Origin of the sequence: Steroidobacter sp., assembly GCF_036402275.1 — a bacterium.
GTDB lineage: Bacteria > Pseudomonadota > Gammaproteobacteria > Steroidobacterales > Steroidobacteraceae > Steroidobacter.
Map to the genome: position 1 here is coordinate 1 of NZ_DASWTF010000023.1, position 18,547 is coordinate 18,547.

At 60.8% G+C, this 18,547-nt stretch carries 13 protein-coding genes; 8 read left to right on the forward strand and 5 right to left on the reverse strand.

Going from position 1 to position 18,547, the window contains the following annotated elements:
• Positions 1-220: 220 nt before the first annotated feature.
• Positions 221-1,063: a peptidoglycan DD-metalloendopeptidase family protein gene (locus VGD45_RS11140; protein ID WP_331155371.1), complete on the reverse strand. Its 843-nt coding sequence runs from the start codon at positions 1,061-1,063 to the stop codon at positions 221-223.
• Positions 1,060-2,742: an exodeoxyribonuclease VII large subunit gene (gene xseA, locus VGD45_RS11145; RefSeq protein ID WP_331155372.1), complete on the reverse strand. Its 1,683-nt coding sequence runs from the start codon at positions 2,740-2,742 to the stop codon at positions 1,060-1,062. The genes VGD45_RS11140 and xseA overlap by 4 nt, the downstream gene beginning before the upstream one ends.
• A gap of 138 nt (positions 2,743-2,880) precedes the next feature.
• Here xseA and guaB point away from each other — a divergent pair, with 138 nt between their 5' ends.
• The 7 genes from guaB to VGD45_RS11180 all read left to right on the forward strand — a co-directional run bounded on the left by guaB (position 2,881) and on the right by VGD45_RS11180 (position 14,250).
• Positions 2,881-4,350, forward strand: a complete 1,470-nt coding sequence (guaB, locus tag VGD45_RS11150) for an IMP dehydrogenase (RefSeq protein WP_331155373.1) — start codon at positions 2,881-2,883, stop codon at positions 4,348-4,350.
• Entirely contained in the window at positions 4,337-5,932 is a 1,596-nt protein-coding gene (gene guaA / locus VGD45_RS11155) for a glutamine-hydrolyzing GMP synthase (protein WP_349263254.1), read from the forward strand. Before guaB ends, guaA begins: the two co-directional genes overlap by 14 nt.
• Before the next feature lie 472 nt (positions 5,933-6,404).
• Positions 6,405-7,970: a class I SAM-dependent DNA methyltransferase gene (locus tag VGD45_RS11160; protein ID WP_331155374.1), complete on the forward strand. Its 1,566-nt coding sequence runs from the start codon at positions 6,405-6,407 to the stop codon at positions 7,968-7,970.
• Complete coding sequence (locus tag VGD45_RS11165; protein WP_331155375.1) at positions 7,967-9,181, forward strand: restriction endonuclease subunit S; 1,215 nt, start codon at positions 7,967-7,969, stop codon at positions 9,179-9,181. Before VGD45_RS11160 ends, VGD45_RS11165 begins: the two co-directional genes overlap by 4 nt.
• Positions 9,182-9,290: 109 nt before the next feature.
• The gene (locus VGD45_RS11170; protein ID WP_331155376.1) at positions 9,291-10,349 is read left to right on the forward strand and encodes a Fic family protein; all 1,059 of its coding nucleotides are present in this window, start codon (positions 9,291-9,293) and stop codon (positions 10,347-10,349) included.
• 147 nt (positions 10,350-10,496) lie between these two features.
• Entirely contained in the window at positions 10,497-13,922 is a 3,426-nt protein-coding gene (locus VGD45_RS11175) for a DEAD/DEAH box helicase family protein (RefSeq protein ID WP_331155377.1), read from the forward strand.
• A gap of 139 nt (positions 13,923-14,061) precedes the next feature.
• The gene (locus VGD45_RS11180; protein WP_331155378.1) at positions 14,062-14,250 is read left to right on the forward strand and encodes a hypothetical protein; all 189 of its coding nucleotides are present in this window, start codon (positions 14,062-14,064) and stop codon (positions 14,248-14,250) included.
• A gap of 10 nt (positions 14,251-14,260) precedes the next feature.
• Here VGD45_RS11180 and VGD45_RS11185 read toward each other — a convergent pair whose 3' ends face one another.
• A complete protein-coding gene (locus tag VGD45_RS11185; RefSeq protein ID WP_331155379.1) occupies positions 14,261-15,376 on the reverse strand; it encodes a D-alanine--D-alanine ligase family protein in 1,116 nt (371 codons plus the stop codon).
• 144 nt (positions 15,377-15,520) lie between these two features.
• Between VGD45_RS11185 and VGD45_RS11190 the strand changes: the two genes are divergently transcribed.
• Complete coding sequence (locus VGD45_RS11190; protein ID WP_331155380.1) at positions 15,521-16,108, forward strand: YhgN family NAAT transporter; 588 nt, start codon at positions 15,521-15,523, stop codon at positions 16,106-16,108.
• On the opposite strand, the gene VGD45_RS11195 is transcribed toward VGD45_RS11190, so the two are convergent.
• Together VGD45_RS11195 and VGD45_RS11200 are read right to left on the reverse strand one after the other, a co-directional pair.
• Positions 16,053-17,474, reverse strand: coding sequence for an ELWxxDGT repeat protein (locus VGD45_RS11195; RefSeq protein ID WP_331155381.1), 1,422 nt, complete (start codon positions 17,472-17,474; stop codon positions 16,053-16,055). The genes VGD45_RS11190 and VGD45_RS11195 overlap by 56 nt on opposite strands.
• A gap of 29 nt (positions 17,475-17,503) precedes the next feature.
• A complete protein-coding gene (locus VGD45_RS11200; protein WP_331155382.1) occupies positions 17,504-18,520 on the reverse strand; it encodes a ThuA domain-containing protein in 1,017 nt (338 codons plus the stop codon).
• Positions 18,521-18,547 lie beyond the last annotated feature (27 nt).

The window sequence follows — 18,547 nt, forward strand, 5'->3', positions numbered from 1 at the left end:
GGCAGTGTCGAGAAAGAGGGACCTTTTCGGCACAGTGCGCCCAGGGACGGGACCCGGCGGCACGCGCGATAGCGCGGGCAAGGGGGAGCACGGTGCCGGAAGGAGGAAGGTCACCTCGGACGACGCGAGCCACGACGCCTCTCTTCTCCGCAGGCAGCTCGCCGCAGGTCAAAAATTAGTTTACTTCCCCAAGGGGTGAAGCTTCTGGCCGGCTATAAAACTACTTGGCCCCGATAAACAACGCCGGATCCACCATCGCGCGATTCAACGCAACGCCCCAGTGCAAATGAGGCCCGGTGACGCGGCCGGTGGCGCCGACGGTGCCGAGGAGGTCGCCTTGGGCGACGCGGTCGCCGAGTTTTACTTTTATGGTGTCGAGGTGGCAGTACATGGTCACGAGACCGTCGCCGTGATCGATATAAAGCGTGTTTCCGTTGAAAAAGAAATCACCCGCCTCCACCACCGTCCCCGCCGCGGGCGAGCGAATCGGTGTGCCTTTGGCGGCCGCGATGTCCATGCCGGAGTGAGGATTGCGCGGCTGGCCGTTGAACACGCGACGCGAGCCGTATGAATCGGAGCGCACGCCTTCGACAGGTGAGATCAGCTGCAGCGCCGGTGCTTCGGTCGCCGTGAACTTCGAGAGCGCTGCGTCGGAACGTTTGGTCTCCGCGCTGATGCGCTTCAGATCATCGGGATCAGGCTCGACTTTGCGCTGATCCTTGATGGTCAGATGCTGCGTGCGATAGATCTTATCTGAAATCCGAAAAGGCACTTCAGTCGTGCCGCTCGGCGTGCTCACTTTCAACTTCAGCTCGCCCGGCTTCTCCGCCAGCGGAATCCCAACCACCGCGACCCACTGATCGTCGCGACGAACCACAGCGACGCGATATGCATTGAACTGGACCGTAGGCGCCAGGTCGCTGCTGCCCGGCACGGGCACGAGCGCAATGCCCCCGGGAACCCGGCTTTCCTTGGGCAATGCCGTAGCGCCGGCAGTGAAGCTGGCGAGTAGCAGTAAAGGCAGGGCGGCGCGAAACAAACGGGACGTGAGCTTCGAATTCATTGGTTCTCGTCATCTCGATGCGGCGTGACTCGTTCGACTCGTGCCTGCAGCGAACCGCGGGACAAGCGTGTTTCGATCACGTCGCCATGCTCGACTGAAGTCGCATCGGTTACCACCTTGCCGTCCGCGTCGGTCACGATGGCATAACCACGTTGCAGCGTGGCCAGCGGACTCACGGCATTCAACTTCCCGGCCGCGAGTCGCAGCCGCGCATCGAGTTTATGAAGCCGCCGATGCAGTAAGGAATCCATGCTATTGCTGGCGATCTCGACTCGACCACGCAGAGCCGAAATCCGTAGCGCCGGCGAGTGTTGCCGCAGACTACCGGCCGCATGACGCAGGCGACTATCCAGCAAGCTGAGCCGCCGCTGCAGCGACGTGCCCAAAGTCTTACGCGCGATTTCCAACCGGCCGCGCGCAGCGGCGACGCGCAGGGCAGGTGAGCGTTGACGAAGATGCGCGGCCAGATGGACGAGCGTGCTCTTACGCTCCTGCAATCCACCGCGAACCACGCGGATCAAGCGTTGCTCCAGCTCATCGAGGCGCTGCGCCTTCTGTCTGAGCTCGACGCCAGGATGAACCTGCGCGAGACGCCGCTCCAGCCACACCAATCGTTGCTGGCAACTCGCCACATGACGAACCATCGCAGCGTTCGCGCGCCTGCTGAGCAGCGCAACGCTTCGCGTCCACTCATTGCAATCAGGCGCGGCGATCTCGGCAGCACCCGACGGCGTCGGCGCGCGCACGTCGGCGACGAAATCCGCGATCGTGAAATCCACTTCGTGGCCGACGCCCGACACGACAGGAATCTGGCAATCGAAAATGGCGCGAGCCACCACTTCCTCATTGAACGCCCACAGATCCTCCAGCGAACCGCCACCGCGCGCGACGATGAGCACGTCGCATTCCGCACGAGCGGACGCGAGTCGGATGGTTGCGGCGATCTGACCCGCCGCGCTCGCGCCTTGCACCTGAACCGGATAGATCAACACGGGAATCGTGCAGAACCGCCGGCGCAGAATGTTCAGTACGTCGCGAATCGCCGCGCCCGTCGGCGAAGTAACAACGCCGATGCGCTTGGGCAGCCTGGGCAACGCCCGCTTGCGAGCGGCATCGAACAAACCTTCTGCCGCGAGCTTGTTCTTCAACAGCTCGAAACGTCGGCGCAATACACCTTCGCCGGCTTCCTCCATGTGATCCGCGATGAACTGATAGTCGCCGCGCGGCTCGTACAGGCTCACGCGGCCGCGAGTCAGCACGTGCATGCCGTCCTTTGGCGTGAAGCGCGCCATCATGTTCTTCTGTCGGAACATGGCGCATCGCAGTTGCGCGGACTCATCCTTGAGCGAGAAATACCAGTGCCCGGAGGAGGGCCGGGACAGGTTCGAGATCTCGCCCTCCAGCCACAGCGACGGCAAGCCGCGCTCGAGCAGGGTGCGGGCCTCCTTGTTCAGGCGGGCGACGGTGTAGACATCCCGCTCAGGGGCCGCGGCGGGGGACTCATCGATATCGTCTATCGGCGGGCGCACCGGCTCCCGGGTCACCGTGCGGGCCGGCGGAGTTGCGGCCCGCTTCACGGCGGGCTTGGGCTCGGCCGGGCGCGGGGCAGGCGCTTCGTCCGGCTGCGCCTTGGGCGCAGGCGGAGGGGCCGAGAAGTCGAATTCCAGTTCACGATTCATGGCTTGGAAGGCTACAGCCTACGTCCGGGCGGCGCACGTCCGGCGTTTAATGGCCTACCCACCGCCAGGAACATTTACCGGAAGCGGCTGGCCGCGTACAATGGCGCGCTTTCATCGATAACCCGCGGGCGCCCCACCATGCGTATTCTCGAGGAAGCACTCACCTTCGACGACGTGCTTCTGGTCCCGGCTTACTCCAATTTCCTGCCGCGCGACGCTGACTTAAGCACGCAACTCACTCGCGCGATCCGTCTCAATCTGCCTGTTCTCTCCGCCGCCATGGACACCGTCACCGAGGCGCGGCTGGCCATCACCATCGCCCAGGAAGGCGGCATCGGCATCATTCACAAGAACATGAGCATCGAGGCCCAGGCGCGCGAAGTGGCCAAGGTGAAGAAGTTCGAAAGCGGCGTCATCCACGACCCGTTCACCATCTCCCCGGACAAGACCATCCGCGAAGTGCTGGAGCTGACGCGCTCCAAGAACATCTCCGGTGTGCCGGTGGTGGTCGGCTCCAAGGCGGTCGGCATCGTCACTCACCGCGATCTGCGCTTCGAGACCAAGCTGGATGCGCCGGTTTCCACCGTGATGACCCCGCAAGAGCGCCTGGTCACCGTGCGCGAGAACGCGCCGAAGGACGAAGTGCTGGCGCTGCTCCACAAGCATCGCATCGAGAAGGTGCTGGTGGTGGACGCCGAGTTCAACTTGAAGGGCATGATCACGGTCAAGGACTTCCAGAAGGCCACCGAATTCCCGCGCGCCGCCAAGGATGATCGGGGCGCGCTGCGCGTCGGCGCCGCCGTCGGCACCGGTGCGGACACGATGAAGCGCGTCGCTGCGCTACGTGAAGCCGGCGTCGACGTGATCATCGTCGATACCGCGCACGGCCATTCCAGCGGCGTGATTCAGATGGTGCGTGAGATCAAGAAGACCTGGCGCGATCAGCAGGTCGTCGGCGGCAACATCGTGACTGCCGACGCAGCGTTGGCGCTCGTCGAGGCAGGCGCGGACGGCGTGAAAGTCGGTATCGGCCCCGGATCGATCTGCACGACCCGCGTCGTTGCTGGCGTCGGCGTGCCGCAGATCACGGCGGTCGCCAATGTCGCCGCGGCGTTGAAGAACACCGATGTGCCGCTGATCGCTGATGGCGGCATCCGCTTCTCGGGCGACATCGCCAAAGCTCTCGTCGCCGGCGCGCACTCAGTCATGTGCGGCGGCATGTTCGCGGGCACCGAAGAGTCGCCGGGCGAAGTCGAGCTGTATCAAGGCGCGTCGTACAAGTCATACCGCGGCATGGGCTCGCTGGGCGCCATGGCGCAGTCGCACGGCTCGAAGGACCGCTACTTCCAGGATGCGACCGAAGAGCTGGAGAAGCTGGTGCCGGAAGGCGTCGAAGGTCGCGTGCCCTACAAGGGCTCCGTGGTCACCATCCTGCATCAGCTGGCCGGCGGCCTGCGTGCGGCGATGGGTTACACCGGCTGTCGCACCATTGAAGAAATGCGCACCCGCCCGCAGTTCGTGCGAATCACGAATGCCGGTGTGCGCGAAAGCCATGTGCACGATGTGACGATCACGAAAGAAGCACCCAACTACCGTGTCAGCCGATAATCTGCCTCGCTCCGACATCCACGCGCACCGCATTCTGATCCTCGATTTCGGCGCGCAATACACTCAGCTGATCGCTCGCCGCGTGCGCGAGTCGGGCGTTTACTGCGAGATTCTGCCCTGGGATGTCACGGACGCCGAGGTTCGTGAGTTTGGCGCCAAGGGCATCATTCTCTCGGGCGGTCCGGAGTCCGTTACGGATGTGAAAGGTCCGACGGCGCCGCAAGCAGTGTTTCAGAGCGGCGTGCCGGTGCTCGGTATTTGCTACGGCATGCAGACGATGGCCGCGCAGCTCGGCGGTCGCGTCACCGCCGGGACGCATCGCGAGTTCGGCTACGCGCAGGTGACTTCCTCCGCGCCCTGCAAATTGTTCGATGGTCTGTTCGACCATAAGGACGCGCAGGGCCGCGCATTGCTGGATGTTTGGATGAGTCACGGCGATCGCGTCGACGAACTGCCGCCGGGCTTCGTTGCTGTCGGCTTCACGAACAGCGTGCCGCTCGCCGCCATGGCAGACGAATCTCGGCACTACTACGCTGTCCAGTTCCATCCCGAAGTCACTCATACCCTCCAGGGTGAAAAGATTCTCGAACGTTTCGTTCGTGAGATCTGCGGCTGCGAGGCTCGTTGGAGCCCGGGCAACATCATCACCGATTCGATCGCTCGCGTTCGCGAGCAGGTCGGTCGCGATAGCGTGCTGCTCGGATTGTCCGGCGGCGTGGACTCTTCCGTCGTCGGCGCGCTGTTGCATCGTGCGATCGGCGATCAGCTCACCTGCGTGTTCGTCGACCACGGCCTGCTGCGGCAGGGCGAAGGCGACCAGGTGATGGAAACCTTCGCCAAGCACATGGGCGTGAAAGTCATCCGCGTCGATGCGGAAGAACGTTTCCTGACGGCGCTCAAGGGCGAAGTCGATCCGGAGCGCAAGCGCAAGATCATCGGTCGGCTGTTCGTCGAGGTCTTCGAAGAAGAGGCCGCCAAACTGCAGGGCATCCGCTGGCTCGCGCAGGGCACGATCTATCCTGACGTCATCGAGTCTGCCGGCGCGCGCACCGGCAAAGCTCACGTCATCAAGAGCCACCACAACGTCGGTGGCCTGCCCGAGAAGATGAATCTGAAGCTGTGCGAGCCGCTGCGCGAGCTGTTCAAAGACGAAGTCCGCAAGCTCGGCGTCGAGCTCGGCCTGCCGCGCGAGATGGTCTATCGCCATCCGTTCCCCGGCCCCGGCCTGGGCGTTCGCATCCTTGGCGAAGTCACCAAACAGTACGCCGATCTGCTCCGCAAAGCCGACGCAATCTTCCTCGATGAGCTGCGCAAGCACGATCTTTACGACCGCACCAGCCAGGCGTTCGCTGTGTTCCTTCCTGTCCGCTCCGTCGCCGTCATGGGCGACGGCCGCCGCTATGACTACGTCATCGCTTTGCGCGCCGTCGAAACCATCGACTTCATGACGGCCCGCTGGTCGCGGCTGCCCTACGAGTTCCTCGATCTCGTAGCTCGTCGGATCTGCAACGAGGTCAACGGGATCTCGCGGGTGACTTACGATATTTCGGGGAAGCCGCCGGCGACGATCGAGTGGGAGTAGGTCCAAGTCATATGCAAAACTCGTTGTCTCGGCGAGATTTTTGCGCATGACTAGGGAACGACCTTTGAGCAGGCGGAAGGCTCCTGGGTCGGCAGCTGATGCTTGCCTTGTGCAAGGATGCGCGGCCACGTTGGTTTTCGAGGACGGGCGGTAAGGTTAGCGTCTGGGTCGGGAAGTCTGTCGACGCAGACATCCCTGGCCTGTATCTTTCGTGCCCAAGACCAACTAATTAGAACGGCAAGGCAACTGAATCCTCAGTTATAGGAGCCAAGGGGGACACATGGCTGGAACCGAATGCCTTCCTCCTTGATCCGAATGCTTGGTTACTGAGCCTCCGCCAATTCGATGGAGCGTGGATGTATTCGACCTTCGTCCGGCCGGACGTCGTATTCGGCGACCGCATCAGGCGGAGCTATCTGCTGCGCGTAGCCATGGCGATCACGTTCGACTTTTCTGTCACAAGAGTTGATTGATGATTACAGGTTCAATCAGAAGCCAGATCGACCAAATCTGGAACGCGTTCTGGTCAGGCGGGATTTCCAATCCCCTCGAAGTGATCGAGCAGATCACGTATCTGCTGTTTCTCAAGCGCCTAGATGACCTCCACACGCTGGAAGAGAACAAAGCTGCGCGGCTGAAGCGGCCGTTGGAGCGTCGGGTATTTCCGAAGGGCAAGGACAAGATCGGCAAGGACGGCGGGCGCTCGTATGAGGATCTGCGCTGGTCGCGATTCAAGCACTTTGCACCGGCTGACATGTTCGAGGTCGTCGGTCAACACGCGTTCCCTTTTCTGCGCGAAGGGCTGGCGAAGAACAACGGTGGGGAGGATTCGACGTACGCGCATCACATGAAGGATGCGCGCTTTACGATTCCAACCGCTGCGTTGCTTGCGAAAGTCGTGGACCTACTCGATCAGGTGCCGATGGAGGATCGCGATACCAAGGGCGACGTGTACGAGTACATGCTCGGCAAGATCGCGAGCGCCGGGCAGAACGGTCAATTTCGCACGCCGCGGCATATCATCCGCTTGATGGTCGAGCTCACCGCGCCGAAGCCGGACGATGTGATCTGCGATCCTGCGTGCGGCACGGCGGGATTTCTGGTCGCAGCCGGCGAGTACTTGCGCGAGCACAATCCGAACCTGCTGCACGATGCGAAGCAACGGAAGCATTTCCATCATGGCATGTTTCACGGCTACGACTTCGATAGCACCATGCTGCGCATCGGTAGCATGAACATGCTGCTGCACGGGGTGGAGAATCCGGACATCACCTACCGCGATTCTCTGGCGCAAGAGCATTCCGGCGAAGATGAGAAGTACACGCTGGTGCTCGCGAACCCGCCATTCGCAGGCAGTCTCGACTATGAGTCGACAGCCAAAGATCTGCAGCAGATCGTCAAGACGAAGAAAACCGAGTTGTTATTCCTCGCGCTATTTCTGCGTTTGCTGAAGCCAGGCGGACGCGCGGCGGTGATCGTGCCCGATGGCGTGCTGTTCGGTTCGAGCACGGCGCATAAGACACTGCGCAAGATGCTTGTCGAGGATCAGAAGCTTGACGCAGTTGTGAAGCTGCCGAGTGGCGTCTTCAAGCCGTATGCGGGTGTGTCCACTGCGATCCTGCTGTTCACGAAGACCAACTCCGGCGGTACGGACCACGTATGGTTCTACGACGTGCAGGAGGATGGCTTGAGTCTCGATGACAAGCGCACTCCCTTGCTCTCGGACGACAAGTTGGGTCCAGTACCAGCGACGACGCTGAGCGCCGAAGAGCAGGCGAAGAACAATCTGCCCGATGTGCTGGCGAGATGGCCGAAACGAAACGGCGACGAGCTCAAGCGACCTCGTACCGCTCAGAGTTTCTGCGTGCCGAGGAAGGATATCGCGGATCAGGGCTACGACCTTTCGCTCAATCGTTACAAGGAAGTCGTGCACGAGGAAATCGAGCATCGTAAGCCCAAGGAGATTCTCGCGGATCTCGCGAAACTGGAGGAGGAGATCCAGCGGGGGATGAAGGAGTTGGAGAGAATGCTGGGATGAGTAGTGTTCGAATTGCCAGGATCGCCGACTTCTGCACAACCGGCACAGGCGGCACTCCGTCACGAGATAAGTTCGATCGTTACTACGATGGCGGCACTATTCCGTGGGTGAAATCGGGCGAACTGAGGGAAGAGACGATTTATGGAACAGAGGAACGTATTACTGAATTGGCCTTGAAGGAAACCAACGTAAAACGAGTACCTCCCGGTGCATTGCTACTCGCAATGTATGGAGCCACGGTGGGACGCCTTGCCACCTTGGGAGTTGAAGCGACTACCAATCAAGCCGTTTGCCATATCATTCCAGATCCCACTCAGGGGGATGTGCGCTACTTATTCCATGCGCTAAGAAGTCAAGTTGCCAGCATCATTGGCAAAGGTGTCGGCGGAGCCCAGCCAAATATCAGTCAAGGAATCGTAAAGCACATCAAAGTGCCCCTGCCGCCTCTGGCAGAGCAGCGGCGGATTGCGGATATCTTGGACAGGGTGGATTCGCTGCGCGCCATGCGCCGCGCGGCCATCGACCAACTCGAGACGCTTAGCCAATCCATCTTTTTTGACATGTTCGGTGACCCGGCGACCAATTCTAAGGCTTGGCCCACCAGTCGTCTTGGGGAAATTTGTACGGTGGACTCGCCGCTGGTGGATCCAAGGAGGGAGGAGTACCGGCATTTCTTGCACTATGGGCCCGATCGAATTCAGCGGGACACAGGCGAATTGTTACCCGCAAAGACAGCTGTGGAAGATGGGCTGATTAGTGCGAAGTTCCTCTTTGACGAGAACGCGATCCTATACAGCAAGATCCGACCAAACCTGAATAAGGTTGCATTGGCGGAAGCCCGTGGGCTATGCAGTGCTGATGTTTATCCCGTGAACGTGAAGCCTGAGAAGTTGGCTCGCGAGTTTCTGTGGTGCCTGCTGAGAGGGGCTCACTTTCTGAGCTATACCGCGGAAGTCTCAAATCGCGCGAACATCCCGAAGATCAATCGAGAGCAGTTTCTGAAGTACGTGGCGGTGTGTCCCCCGATCACACTACAAACAGAGTTCGCACAGAAAATACGCAAGGTGAGGCAATTAAAGACATCGCACCGGGCGTCACTCGTGGAACTGGAAGCTTTGTTTGCTTCGTATCAGCAGGAAGCCTTTGACGAGCATAAGTCACAGCAGCGGAGCAGTCCAAATCTGCATCATCGACATGCGGGTGCCGCGTGATACGCGTGCCTGATGGCGTATGCTCTGGGCGCCTCCCACCAGACTCTGAGCTAGTATTCTGGAGCGCGGTCGGCACGTCTCAGCTTCTGTGGCTAATCGCAATCTTCTAATGCACACCCTCAGGCTCTTCTCCTCCAGCCGCTTCGAGATCCCCGCCACCACGGCGTGGTACGTCTCCGATCTCGGCGAGTACCGGGGTAAGCAGGAGTTGTACACGCGGCAGTCACCACAGCGTTTGAAGGCGCTGCGCGAACACGCGCTCATTGAAAGCGCGGTGTCTTCCAACCGCATCGAAGGCGTCGAGGTCGAGCCTGCGCGGGTGCGCGCTCTGCTTGCGTCACCGCAGCCGCTGTTTAGAGATCGAGATGAAGAGGAAGTGCGCGGCTATCGAGACGCACTGGCCTGGATTCATACTGATGCGGCGTCAATCGAGATTTCCGATGCGAATATCCAGCGATTCCATGCGCTGACCCGTGGCCAGATCTGGGATGCCGGGCGCTACAAGGAAAAGGACGGTGACATCATCGAACGTTTCGCTGACGGAACTGAGCGCGTTCGATTCCGGACCGTGCCCGCCGCAGATACTCCAGCGGCAATGGCAAAGCTGCTGGCCGACTGGCAGGCGTGCATCGAAGAGCGCTGGGCGCCCCCGCCGATTGCATTGGCAGCCTTCAATCTCGACTTCCTTTGCATCCATCCATTCCGCGATGGTAACGGGAGGGTTTCACGCCTGCTGTGGCTCCTGCAGAGTTATCACGCAGGCTACGAGGTCGGCCGCTACATCAGCTTTGAGCGCCTCATCGAGCAGAACAAAGCGCGCTACTACGAGACGCTGGAGACGAGTTCTCAGGGATGGCATGAGGGGCGGCACGATCCATGGCCCTATATCAACTATGTGCTCTCGATTCTGAAGCTTGCCTATCGCGAATTTGAGGAGCGCGTGGGGGAAATCAAGGCGCCGAGAGGGGCAAAGCGCGAGCAGGTTCTCGCCGGAATCAGCCGCCTTACCGACCGGGCGATGTCGGGTTTCAGCATTCGAGAACTCGAGCAGGCCTGTCCAGGGGTCAGCCGCGATATGGTTCGGCGGGTGTTGCGCGAGGAACAGAGTGCCGGACGGCTCGAGTGCCAGGGCAAGGGGCCGGCAGCTGTCTGGCGCAGGAAAGGGTAATGCCCCAAAGTGGGGGTAATAGTGAGGGCAACAAAGGGGTGTAGCCGCAGTTGAGCTGATTTCATTGGACGGCAGGGATGAAACGCAGGTGCGTGATGGTCAAAAGGAATGGGACAAGCTGAATAGAACGAACGCAAGGGCATATGGATGAGTCAGTTCGCCTTCCTGCAGCGTGAGTGGCCTGCCGAGTTCGAAGCCTGCCGTAGGTCTGAAGCTTCGGTACATGCCGATCCGCGTACCGCATGCTTCTATGCGCGTCGTGCACTGGAACTCGCCGTCGCGTGGACGTTCAAGCACGATCCTAATCTCAAGCTGCCGTATCAGGACAACCTCTCCGCGCTGATCCACGAGCCAAGCTTCAAGCAGGCCGCTGGCGAGGCCGTCTTCAGTAAGGCGCGCGTGATCGTCACGCTGGGTAATCGCGCGGTTCATAGCCATCGTGCGATCCCTGTCGATGATGCTCTCGTTGCCGTACGTGAGCTCTTTCATGTCGGCTACTGGCTGGCGCGCACCTATGGTCGCATTGGGCGGCCGGCGCCTGGTCTGAAGTTCGATCCTGCGGCTTTGCCTCACCCGGCGCGCGTTGAGAAACAAACCGCCGAGCAGTTGAAACGCCTGGAAGGCGAACTGCGAGCGCGCGATGAGAAGCTGGCGATTTTGCTCGCCGACAAGTCCGCGCTGGACGACGAGCTGAAAAAATTGCGTGCCGAGGTGGCCGAAGCACGCAAGGCCGCCGCGGCTGTGGAGGACACGCACGACTATTCCGAAGCCCAAACCCGCGAGTACTTCATCGATCTGCTGCTCAAGGAAGCAGGTTGGGCACTCGATCAGCCACGCGACACGGAGCTCGAAGTCACGGGCATGCCGAACAACCAGGGTAAGGGCTACGTCGACTATGTCCTGTGGGGCGACGATGGCAAGCCGCTCGGGCTGGTCGAGGCAAAGCGTACCCGCCGCGATCCTCGCGTCGGCCAGCAGCAGGCAAAGCTTTATGCGGATTGCCTGGAAAAGCAGTATGGGCAGCGGCCGCTCATCTTCTACTCCAACGGTTACGATCACTGGTTCTGGGACGATACGAACTATCCTCCTCGAGCCGTGCAGGGCTTCTACAAAAAGAATGAGCTGGAGCTCTTGGTCCAGAGGCGCAGCATGCGTAAGCCGCTGGCTTCGGCCGAGATCGATGGCAAGATCGTCGAACGCTATTACCAGTCACGCGCAATTCGGCGCATCGCCGAAGCTTTTGAGCGCGATCACGACCGTAAGACATTGATCGTGATGGCGACGGGCGCCGGCAAGACCCGCACGGTGATCGCATTGGTCGATCTGTTGATGCGATGTAACTGGGTCAAGCGAGTGCTTTTTCTTGCCGACCGCGTGGCGCTGGTGAAGCAAGCAGTGAATGCCTTCAAGGCGCACTTGCCTGACTGTTCTCCGGTCAATCTGGTCACTGAAAAGGACGCGGAAGGGCGCGTTTTCGTTTCGACCTACCCAACCATGATGGGTCTCATCGATGAAACGCGGGACGGGCAGCGACGTTTCGGCGTCGGTCATTTCGACCTGGTGGTCATCGATGAGGCGCACCGCTCAGTCTTTCAAAAGTATCGGGCCATTTTCGATTACTTCGACTCGCTGCTGGTGGGGCTGACGGCCACCCCGAAGGAAGAGCTGGACCGCAATACTTACAGTCTGTTCGATCTCGAGAACGGGGTGCCTACGGACGCCTATCCGCTCGATGAAGCTGTGAAGGAGCGCTTCCTCGTGCCGCCGAAGACGGTGTCGGTTCCCTTGAAGTTTCAACGGGACGGCATTCGATACGACGAATTGTCAGACGAGGACAAGGACCAATGGGACGCGCTGGAGTGGGACGATGAGACCGGAATACCCGATCGGATCGAGGCCGAGGCAGTCAACAAATGGCTGTTCAACAAAGACACTGTGGACAAGGTGCTGGAACACCTGATGAAGCGCGGTCTCACGGTCGCAGGCGGCGATCGGTTGGGGAAGACCATAATCTTCGCCAAAAATCAGGATCACGCCGACTTCATCGCGGACCGGTTCAACGCGCATTATCCACATCTCAAGGGTGAGTTTGCGCGGGTGATCACGTTCAAGACCGAATACGCGCAAAGTCTCATCGACGACTTTTCGGCGAAGGACAAAGCTCCGCACATCGCGATCTCCGTCGACATGCTGGACACCGGAATCGATGTGCCGGAAGTCGTGAATCTGGTGTTCTTCAAGCTGGTGCGCTCGAAGACCAAGTTCTGGCAGATGATCGGCCGGGGCACTCGTCTGTGTCCGGGCCTGTTTGCGCCGGGCAAGGATAAGGAGTTTTTCTTCGTCTTCGATTACTGTCAAAACCTGGAATTTTTCGGACTGAACATGCCGGCGAGCGAAGGCCGTGTGGCGGACAGCTTGAGTGCGAAACTGTTCAAGTCGCGGCTCGATTTGATCGGCGCCATCGACGCACAGCTCGGCCCCCCCATGCAGTACTCGGTGGGCGACTCCGCTGCTGAGATTGAGCCCGACAGCGGCCTGTTGGACAAGGATGTCCGCCGCCAGGCGGCAGCGCGTCTCCATCGCGAAGTGGCAGCCATGAATCTGGAGAACTTCGTGGTCCGATCCAAACGGCGTCTGATCGAGAAGTATGCCAAGCGCGAAGCCTGGAACGCATTACCCGTGGAAGCTCGAAGCGAGCTTGCGCATTACGTCGCCGGACTGCCCACAGAGCTTGACCCCGAGAAGGAAGAAGCCAAGCGTTTTGATCTGCTCTTGTTGAAGCTCATGCTCGCGACCCTGAGAGGCAGTACGGCCTTCGAGCGGTTGCGCGACCAGGTGAAAGAGATCGCCGGCATGCTGGAAGAGAAAGCGTCCATTCCTGTCGTGAGTGCGCAGATGCCATTGATTCTGGAGCTGCAAACCGATGAGTGGTGGCAGGACGTCACGCTTGGCATGTTGGAGGGCGCGCGCCGCCGACTCAGAGACCTGGTCCAGCTCATAGAGAAGGCCAGACGCAAGCCCGTGTACTCGGACTTCGAAGACCAAATGGGAGCGGAAGTCGAGCGGGAGCTGCCAGGTTTCGAGGAAGTCGTCGATCTCGCCAGATTCAGAGCGAAAGCACAGGCGTTTCTACGCGCACATCAGGATCATATCGCTGTCCACAAACTGCGCATGAATAAAGAGCTGACAGCGACAGACCTCTCCGAGCTCGAGAGAGTACTGGTGGAGAGCGGAATCGCGCAGCGGGCGGGTTTGCAGCGGGCGGCGCAAGAGGCTCAGGGCCTCGGTCTGTTCGTGCGCTCCCTGGTGGGACTGGATCGAAGCGCCGCGAAGGAGGCGCTGGGCACGTTTGTGACCGATACGACTTTGAGCGCCAACCAGATCGAGTTCGTGAATCTCATCGTCGAGCACCTGACTGAGCACGGAGTCATGGAGGCAGCTCGTCTCTATGAATCGCCGTTCACGGATCTTAGCCCTCGGGGTCCCGATGGGTTGTTCTCATCGACTCAACTCGAACAACTGATCGCCCGGCTGGAGAGCATCAGAAAGACCGCACAGGTCGCTGCTGCCTGACAGATTCATTGAGCGTAGGACCGGGGCTTGCAAAATCTCCACGGCGGGAGCGCCGTGGAGTGGGTTCAGCGGGCGCCCTATGTTAGCCGCACGTGCGCTGCCTTAAGTTGATGACTCCTCAACTCGCGCTCGCCCGCTCATGCAGAACCGTCTTCGTGGTCGTCCTAGAACCGATCGCCTCGCTTTGATCGAGGAAGAAGATCAGGCGCGCAGCCCCTCTTACTTCGAGTGGTGCGAGCGGACGGCGCGCACCCAGGCGTTCAAGCCGGCGCCGAAGCCGGAGCCGAAGCGCAACGCCATCGTTCGCCTGTTTCGGCTGTTCATGTAACTATCCCTGTTCAGGGACTGCGGGGCAGTGAGCGCCGCAGTCCCGTCCGGTCCCGGTTGCGTTGGAGCGCCAGGTCGATCAGGCGCGTCACTAACTCTGTAGGCGCAAGGCCGGAGAGCGCCCAGAGTTTCGGATACATCGAGATGGCGGTGAATCCCGGAAGCGTGTTGATCTCGTTGACCAAAAATTTCCCATCGTGGGTCAAGAACAGGTCGACGCGAGCCATGCCTTCGCACTCCAGGACATCGAACACGCGCAGTGCGAGCGCCTGAGCTTCCCATTGTTGGTCAGGCGAAATCCGTGCGGGAAGATCGAGCCGCGCGCCGTGCTCGTCGACGTACTTAGCGTCGTACGAATAAAAGCCGTCCGGATGATCGACCACGATTTCACCTGCAACGGAGACCGTGGGCGGGTTGCCACCGAGCACGGCCAGTTCGATTTCGCGGCCGGAAACGGCGGTCTCGGCGATGACTTTGGTGTCGAAGTCGAAGGCGAAGCGGAGTGCATCCGCAAGCGCCGCTGCACGGGTGACCTTGCGTATTCCGACGGATGAGCCGGCGTTGGCGGGTTTTGTGAACAGCGGGAATCCGAGGAGGGCGAGTTCGTCGCATACCCGCTGGGGTTCGGCTTCGAACTGACGTCGACGCACGCATCGGAAGTTGGCCACTGGGATATTGGCGTCACGAAGCAGACGTTTCATCACGTCCTTGTCCATGCCGATGGCGGAGCCAAGTACGCCGGCGCCCACGTACGGAATACCTGCGACCTCGAGTAACCCTTGAAGCGCGCCGTCTTCCCCGAACGTCCCGTGTAGAACTGGGAAAACGACATCCAGCCGCTGGGATGAATTCGACGAGCCTGCGTCAGCTGCAGCAAGCGTCCCGGGCATATCGAGCGGCCGGCCGGCCGCGATGGCCACCTGCCGAGGATCCCCCACGCAGGCGAGGAGTTTCTGCTCGTCCTGCAGGAGCCAACGGCCGGCTTTGTCGATGCCGATCAGCACCGGCTCGAACCGTGTGCGATCAAGGGCCGCGAGCACGTTGCGGGCCGAGAGAATCGAGATCTCGTGTTCGGTCGACTGCCCGCCAAACAGGATGCCGACCCGGATCTTGCCGTTTTGAGCCATGCACTGCCTCGTTCGGATGAAGCTCGGTTTTGCATAGCGTGCGTGCCGATTGTGGCGAGGCCGTGGCAGAATCGGGCGCAAACGCGGCGCTCGAGCGGCAGCGCCCAACAACATTCTGATCCCAAGCCGTGAGATCTTTGTGAGATGGACATCCTTTCCGCCGTCATCACGCTGTGGCTGATCATGGACCCGTTGGGCAACGTGCCGGTGTTCCTGGCCGTGCTCAAAAGAGTGCCAGCGGAACGGCGGCGGAAGATTCTGGTTCGCGAGTGCCTGATCGCCTATGCGGTGCTGGTGTTTTTCATGCTGGTGGGCGAGCGGGCGTTGGCGCTGCTGCAGATCAAGCAGGAGACGATCAGTATCGCGGGCGGCATCGTGTTGTTCTTGATCGCGGTTCGCATGATTTTCCCGGGACCAGGAGGGCTGGACGATTCCTCGGAGGGCGAGCCGTTGGTCGTGCCGCTGGCCATTCCGCTGATCGCGGGGCCATCGACATTGGCGACGCTGCTTCTGCTGCGCGCGACTACGGAAAGCATGTTCGAACTGTGGCTTGCGACGACGGTTGCGTGGTCGGCGACTGCGGCCATTCTGATCGCGGCGCCGTTCTTTTATCGTGCCCTTGGCGAGCGCGGGTTGATCGCGATGGAGCGGCTGATGGGCATGGTGTTGGTAATGATCAGCGTGCAGATGTTCCTGAACGGAGTGGCGACGTTTCTGGGGAACTCTGCGTAAGCGGCGGGTCGCCCAGACGTCGAAGGCCCTCGCGATCTGATATCCAAAGACGCGCCTGGCCGTGCTCGTCGTCGGCGACGAAGGCGACCCCGCTGCCGAACGGGATGATTTGGTTCGGGTAGGAGCTCTCTTTCCCCGGACGCGCGTCGCCCACCAGGGATAGGAACTGGCCCCGCGCGTCGGTTCGCCACAATTCCCAGCCGTGGGATGGCGAGCCAGCCGCGAAGTAGAGTATCTGGTCGATCGCGGTGAGTTGGCCTGGCGAGGCGCTGTCTGGACCGGGATTGATCTCACCTACTATTCGAGTGCCCGCTGAAGTGCCGTCACTGCGCCAGAGTTCGACGCCGTGCGTCGCATCGGTGGCGGCGAAGAACAAAGAATTGCCGGCCGCGACGAGATGGCTCGGCAGGGAGCTTTCAAGGCCCGGGCGAATGTCTTTCACGGGTTGCGTGCCCCTCGAGGTGCCGTCGGTTCGCCATAGCTCATAACCGTGCTTGCCGTCGTCGGCCTGGAAATACAAATGATCCTGCAGTCGCTGTAAGTAACGCGGGCGCGAGGCAGATAGGCCGGGGCGAATATCTTTGATGAGTTGCGTATCGGCCTTCGCATCCGTGCGCCAAAGTTCGATGCCGTGGTCTTGGTCGGCGGCGACTACCGCGACGAAGTCATGCAGAACGGTCAGAGAATGGACGTTTGTATCCAGCGGGCCGGGATTGATGTCCGAAACGCGGCGTGTCCCGGTTTGTGTGCCGTCGGTGAGCCAGACTTCTGTTCCGGCGTCTGGGTCGTGAGCGACGAAGAACAGCAGGTTGCCAGCTGCTGTAAGGTGGCGTGGAGTGGAGCTCGCCAAGCCGGGAGAGATATCCGCGACGAGCGCCGTGGTCTCGGCCGAGCCACGCGTTCGCCATAGCTCGTGTCCATGCGTGCCGTCGTTGGCTACGAAATAGAGATAATCGCCCGCGACTGTCAGTGCGGATGGCATCGAGGCGCCCGAGCCTCGTTGGATATCAAGAACCGGGCTCGTGCCTTGCGCGGTGCCGTCGCTGCTCCATAGCTCGAGGCCGGTTTGGCCGTCGTCCGCCGTGAAGAACACTCGCGCGCGAAACTCCGAAATAAACGTGGGATAGGAGCCGCGAAAGCCGTTCCGAATGTCTTTGACTTCGCGAGTGCCGGCTTCCGTGCCGTCAGAAACCCATAGCTCGAAACCCGTGCTCGGCCGAAATGCGCCGAAGAAGATCCGATCATTGGCGACGGTGAGTCCGGCTGGAGCTGTGAACGCTGCTTCCGATGACACGCGTGACGGTTCGTCCGCCGCGCAGTGAGCGAACGCGCCGAGTAAGAACGCAGCGAGGGCATGCGATGCCATGCCCTCACTGCCGAAATTCCGCACGGACATCAATGCCCGCGCCCGGTCGTGCAAAAGGGCGCGAGCCCCATCGCCGACTTGATGCCGTTCACGACCATTTGTTTGAACGGCTCCTGGCCAGGAAAGCCTGAGCCGTCCGTGAAGGCCGCGCCGTCGTGCCCGAGTGTGGTTACCCACGAGCGACCGCCATCGTAGTACTGGCACCAAGTCACAGGATGAAAGTCTCCGTGTCCCGGATGCAGTTCGCGCCGTGTGGCCAGCGTGTCTTCATCCACGGTGGCGAGAAACTTGACGCGCGTCGGGAACGGCTCGAGGTTGTACCACTCGTCGCGGAACGGAAAAGTCTTCGGCAATCCATTGGTGGACGAATCGTTGCGAGCCACGATCTTCACCATGCCGTCCTGATTAGCGCCGTGATCGTAGTAGTTCGCGTTGCCGAGCAGTCCTTCGTACCACGGCCAGTTGTACTCGGTGCCGAACGCATTGTGGATACCAACGAAGCCGCCGCCCGCTCGAATGTACTGACGCAACGCTGTCTTCGCCGCGTCCAGATGCGCACTCGTGGAGGTGTTCACGGCGAACGCCGGATCGACCGCGCGACCATGCGCTTGTAACGCATCGCGAGTGGTGCTGGCGAAGATCACCGCCTTGTAGCGATGCAGGTTGGACAGGCGAGTGACATCTTCCGTCCAGTCCACTTCGATCCCTTCCTGCTCCAGCCAGCTCTTGAGTGCGTTCTGCACGACGTTCCCGGCAGCGAGGGGCGGATTCAGACCTGCCGCGAGACGAGGGCCCAAGTTCGCGTGGCGCGGACCAGCCGTGCGCGAGTAAATAAGGACTCGATTGCCTGCCCTCTCAGCAGCTGCCCAATCGTGATAGCAACGCGGGTCGCTGCCACGGCAGACGTTGTATGCAGGATCGTAGCTACTGCCTCTTTCATTGCGGTCACGGTATTCATCGTCGTCATAGCCGCGGTCGCCTGCTGAGGCTCCGAAACCGGCGAGTGTCAACCCCGCGCCCGCGAGCCAGGCCGCTTTGTTCGTCATGTTTGTATCCCCCTAACGTAGTTGTCG

Coding starts and splice junctions, on each gene's coding strand:
- VGD45_RS11190 (WP_331155380.1), top strand. CDS start 15,521: ATGGACATCCTTTCCGCCGTCATCACGCTGTGGCTGATCATGGACCCG.
- VGD45_RS11200 (WP_331155382.1), bottom strand. CDS start 18,520: ATGACGAACAAAGCGGCCTGGCTCGCGGGCGCGGGGTTGACACTCGCC.
- VGD45_RS11180 (WP_331155378.1), top strand. CDS start 14,062: ATGCAGAACCGTCTTCGTGGTCGTCCTAGAACCGATCGCCTCGCTTTG.
- guaB (WP_331155373.1), top strand. CDS start 2,881: ATGCGTATTCTCGAGGAAGCACTCACCTTCGACGACGTGCTTCTGGTC.
- VGD45_RS11160 (WP_331155374.1), top strand. CDS start 6,405: ATGATTACAGGTTCAATCAGAAGCCAGATCGACCAAATCTGGAACGCG.
- VGD45_RS11170 (WP_331155376.1), top strand. CDS start 9,291: ATGCACACCCTCAGGCTCTTCTCCTCCAGCCGCTTCGAGATCCCCGCC.
- VGD45_RS11140 (WP_331155371.1), bottom strand. CDS start 1,063: ATGAATTCGAAGCTCACGTCCCGTTTGTTTCGCGCCGCCCTGCCTTTA.
- VGD45_RS11175 (WP_331155377.1), top strand. CDS start 10,497: ATGAGTCAGTTCGCCTTCCTGCAGCGTGAGTGGCCTGCCGAGTTCGAA.
- VGD45_RS11195 (WP_331155381.1), bottom strand. CDS start 17,474: ATGGCATCGCATGCCCTCGCTGCGTTCTTACTCGGCGCGTTCGCTCAC.
- xseA (WP_331155372.1), bottom strand. CDS start 2,742: ATGAATCGTGAACTGGAATTCGACTTCTCGGCCCCTCCGCCTGCGCCC.
- VGD45_RS11185 (WP_331155379.1), bottom strand. CDS start 15,376: ATGGCTCAAAACGGCAAGATCCGGGTCGGCATCCTGTTTGGCGGGCAG.
- VGD45_RS11165 (WP_331155375.1), top strand. CDS start 7,967: ATGAGTAGTGTTCGAATTGCCAGGATCGCCGACTTCTGCACAACCGGC.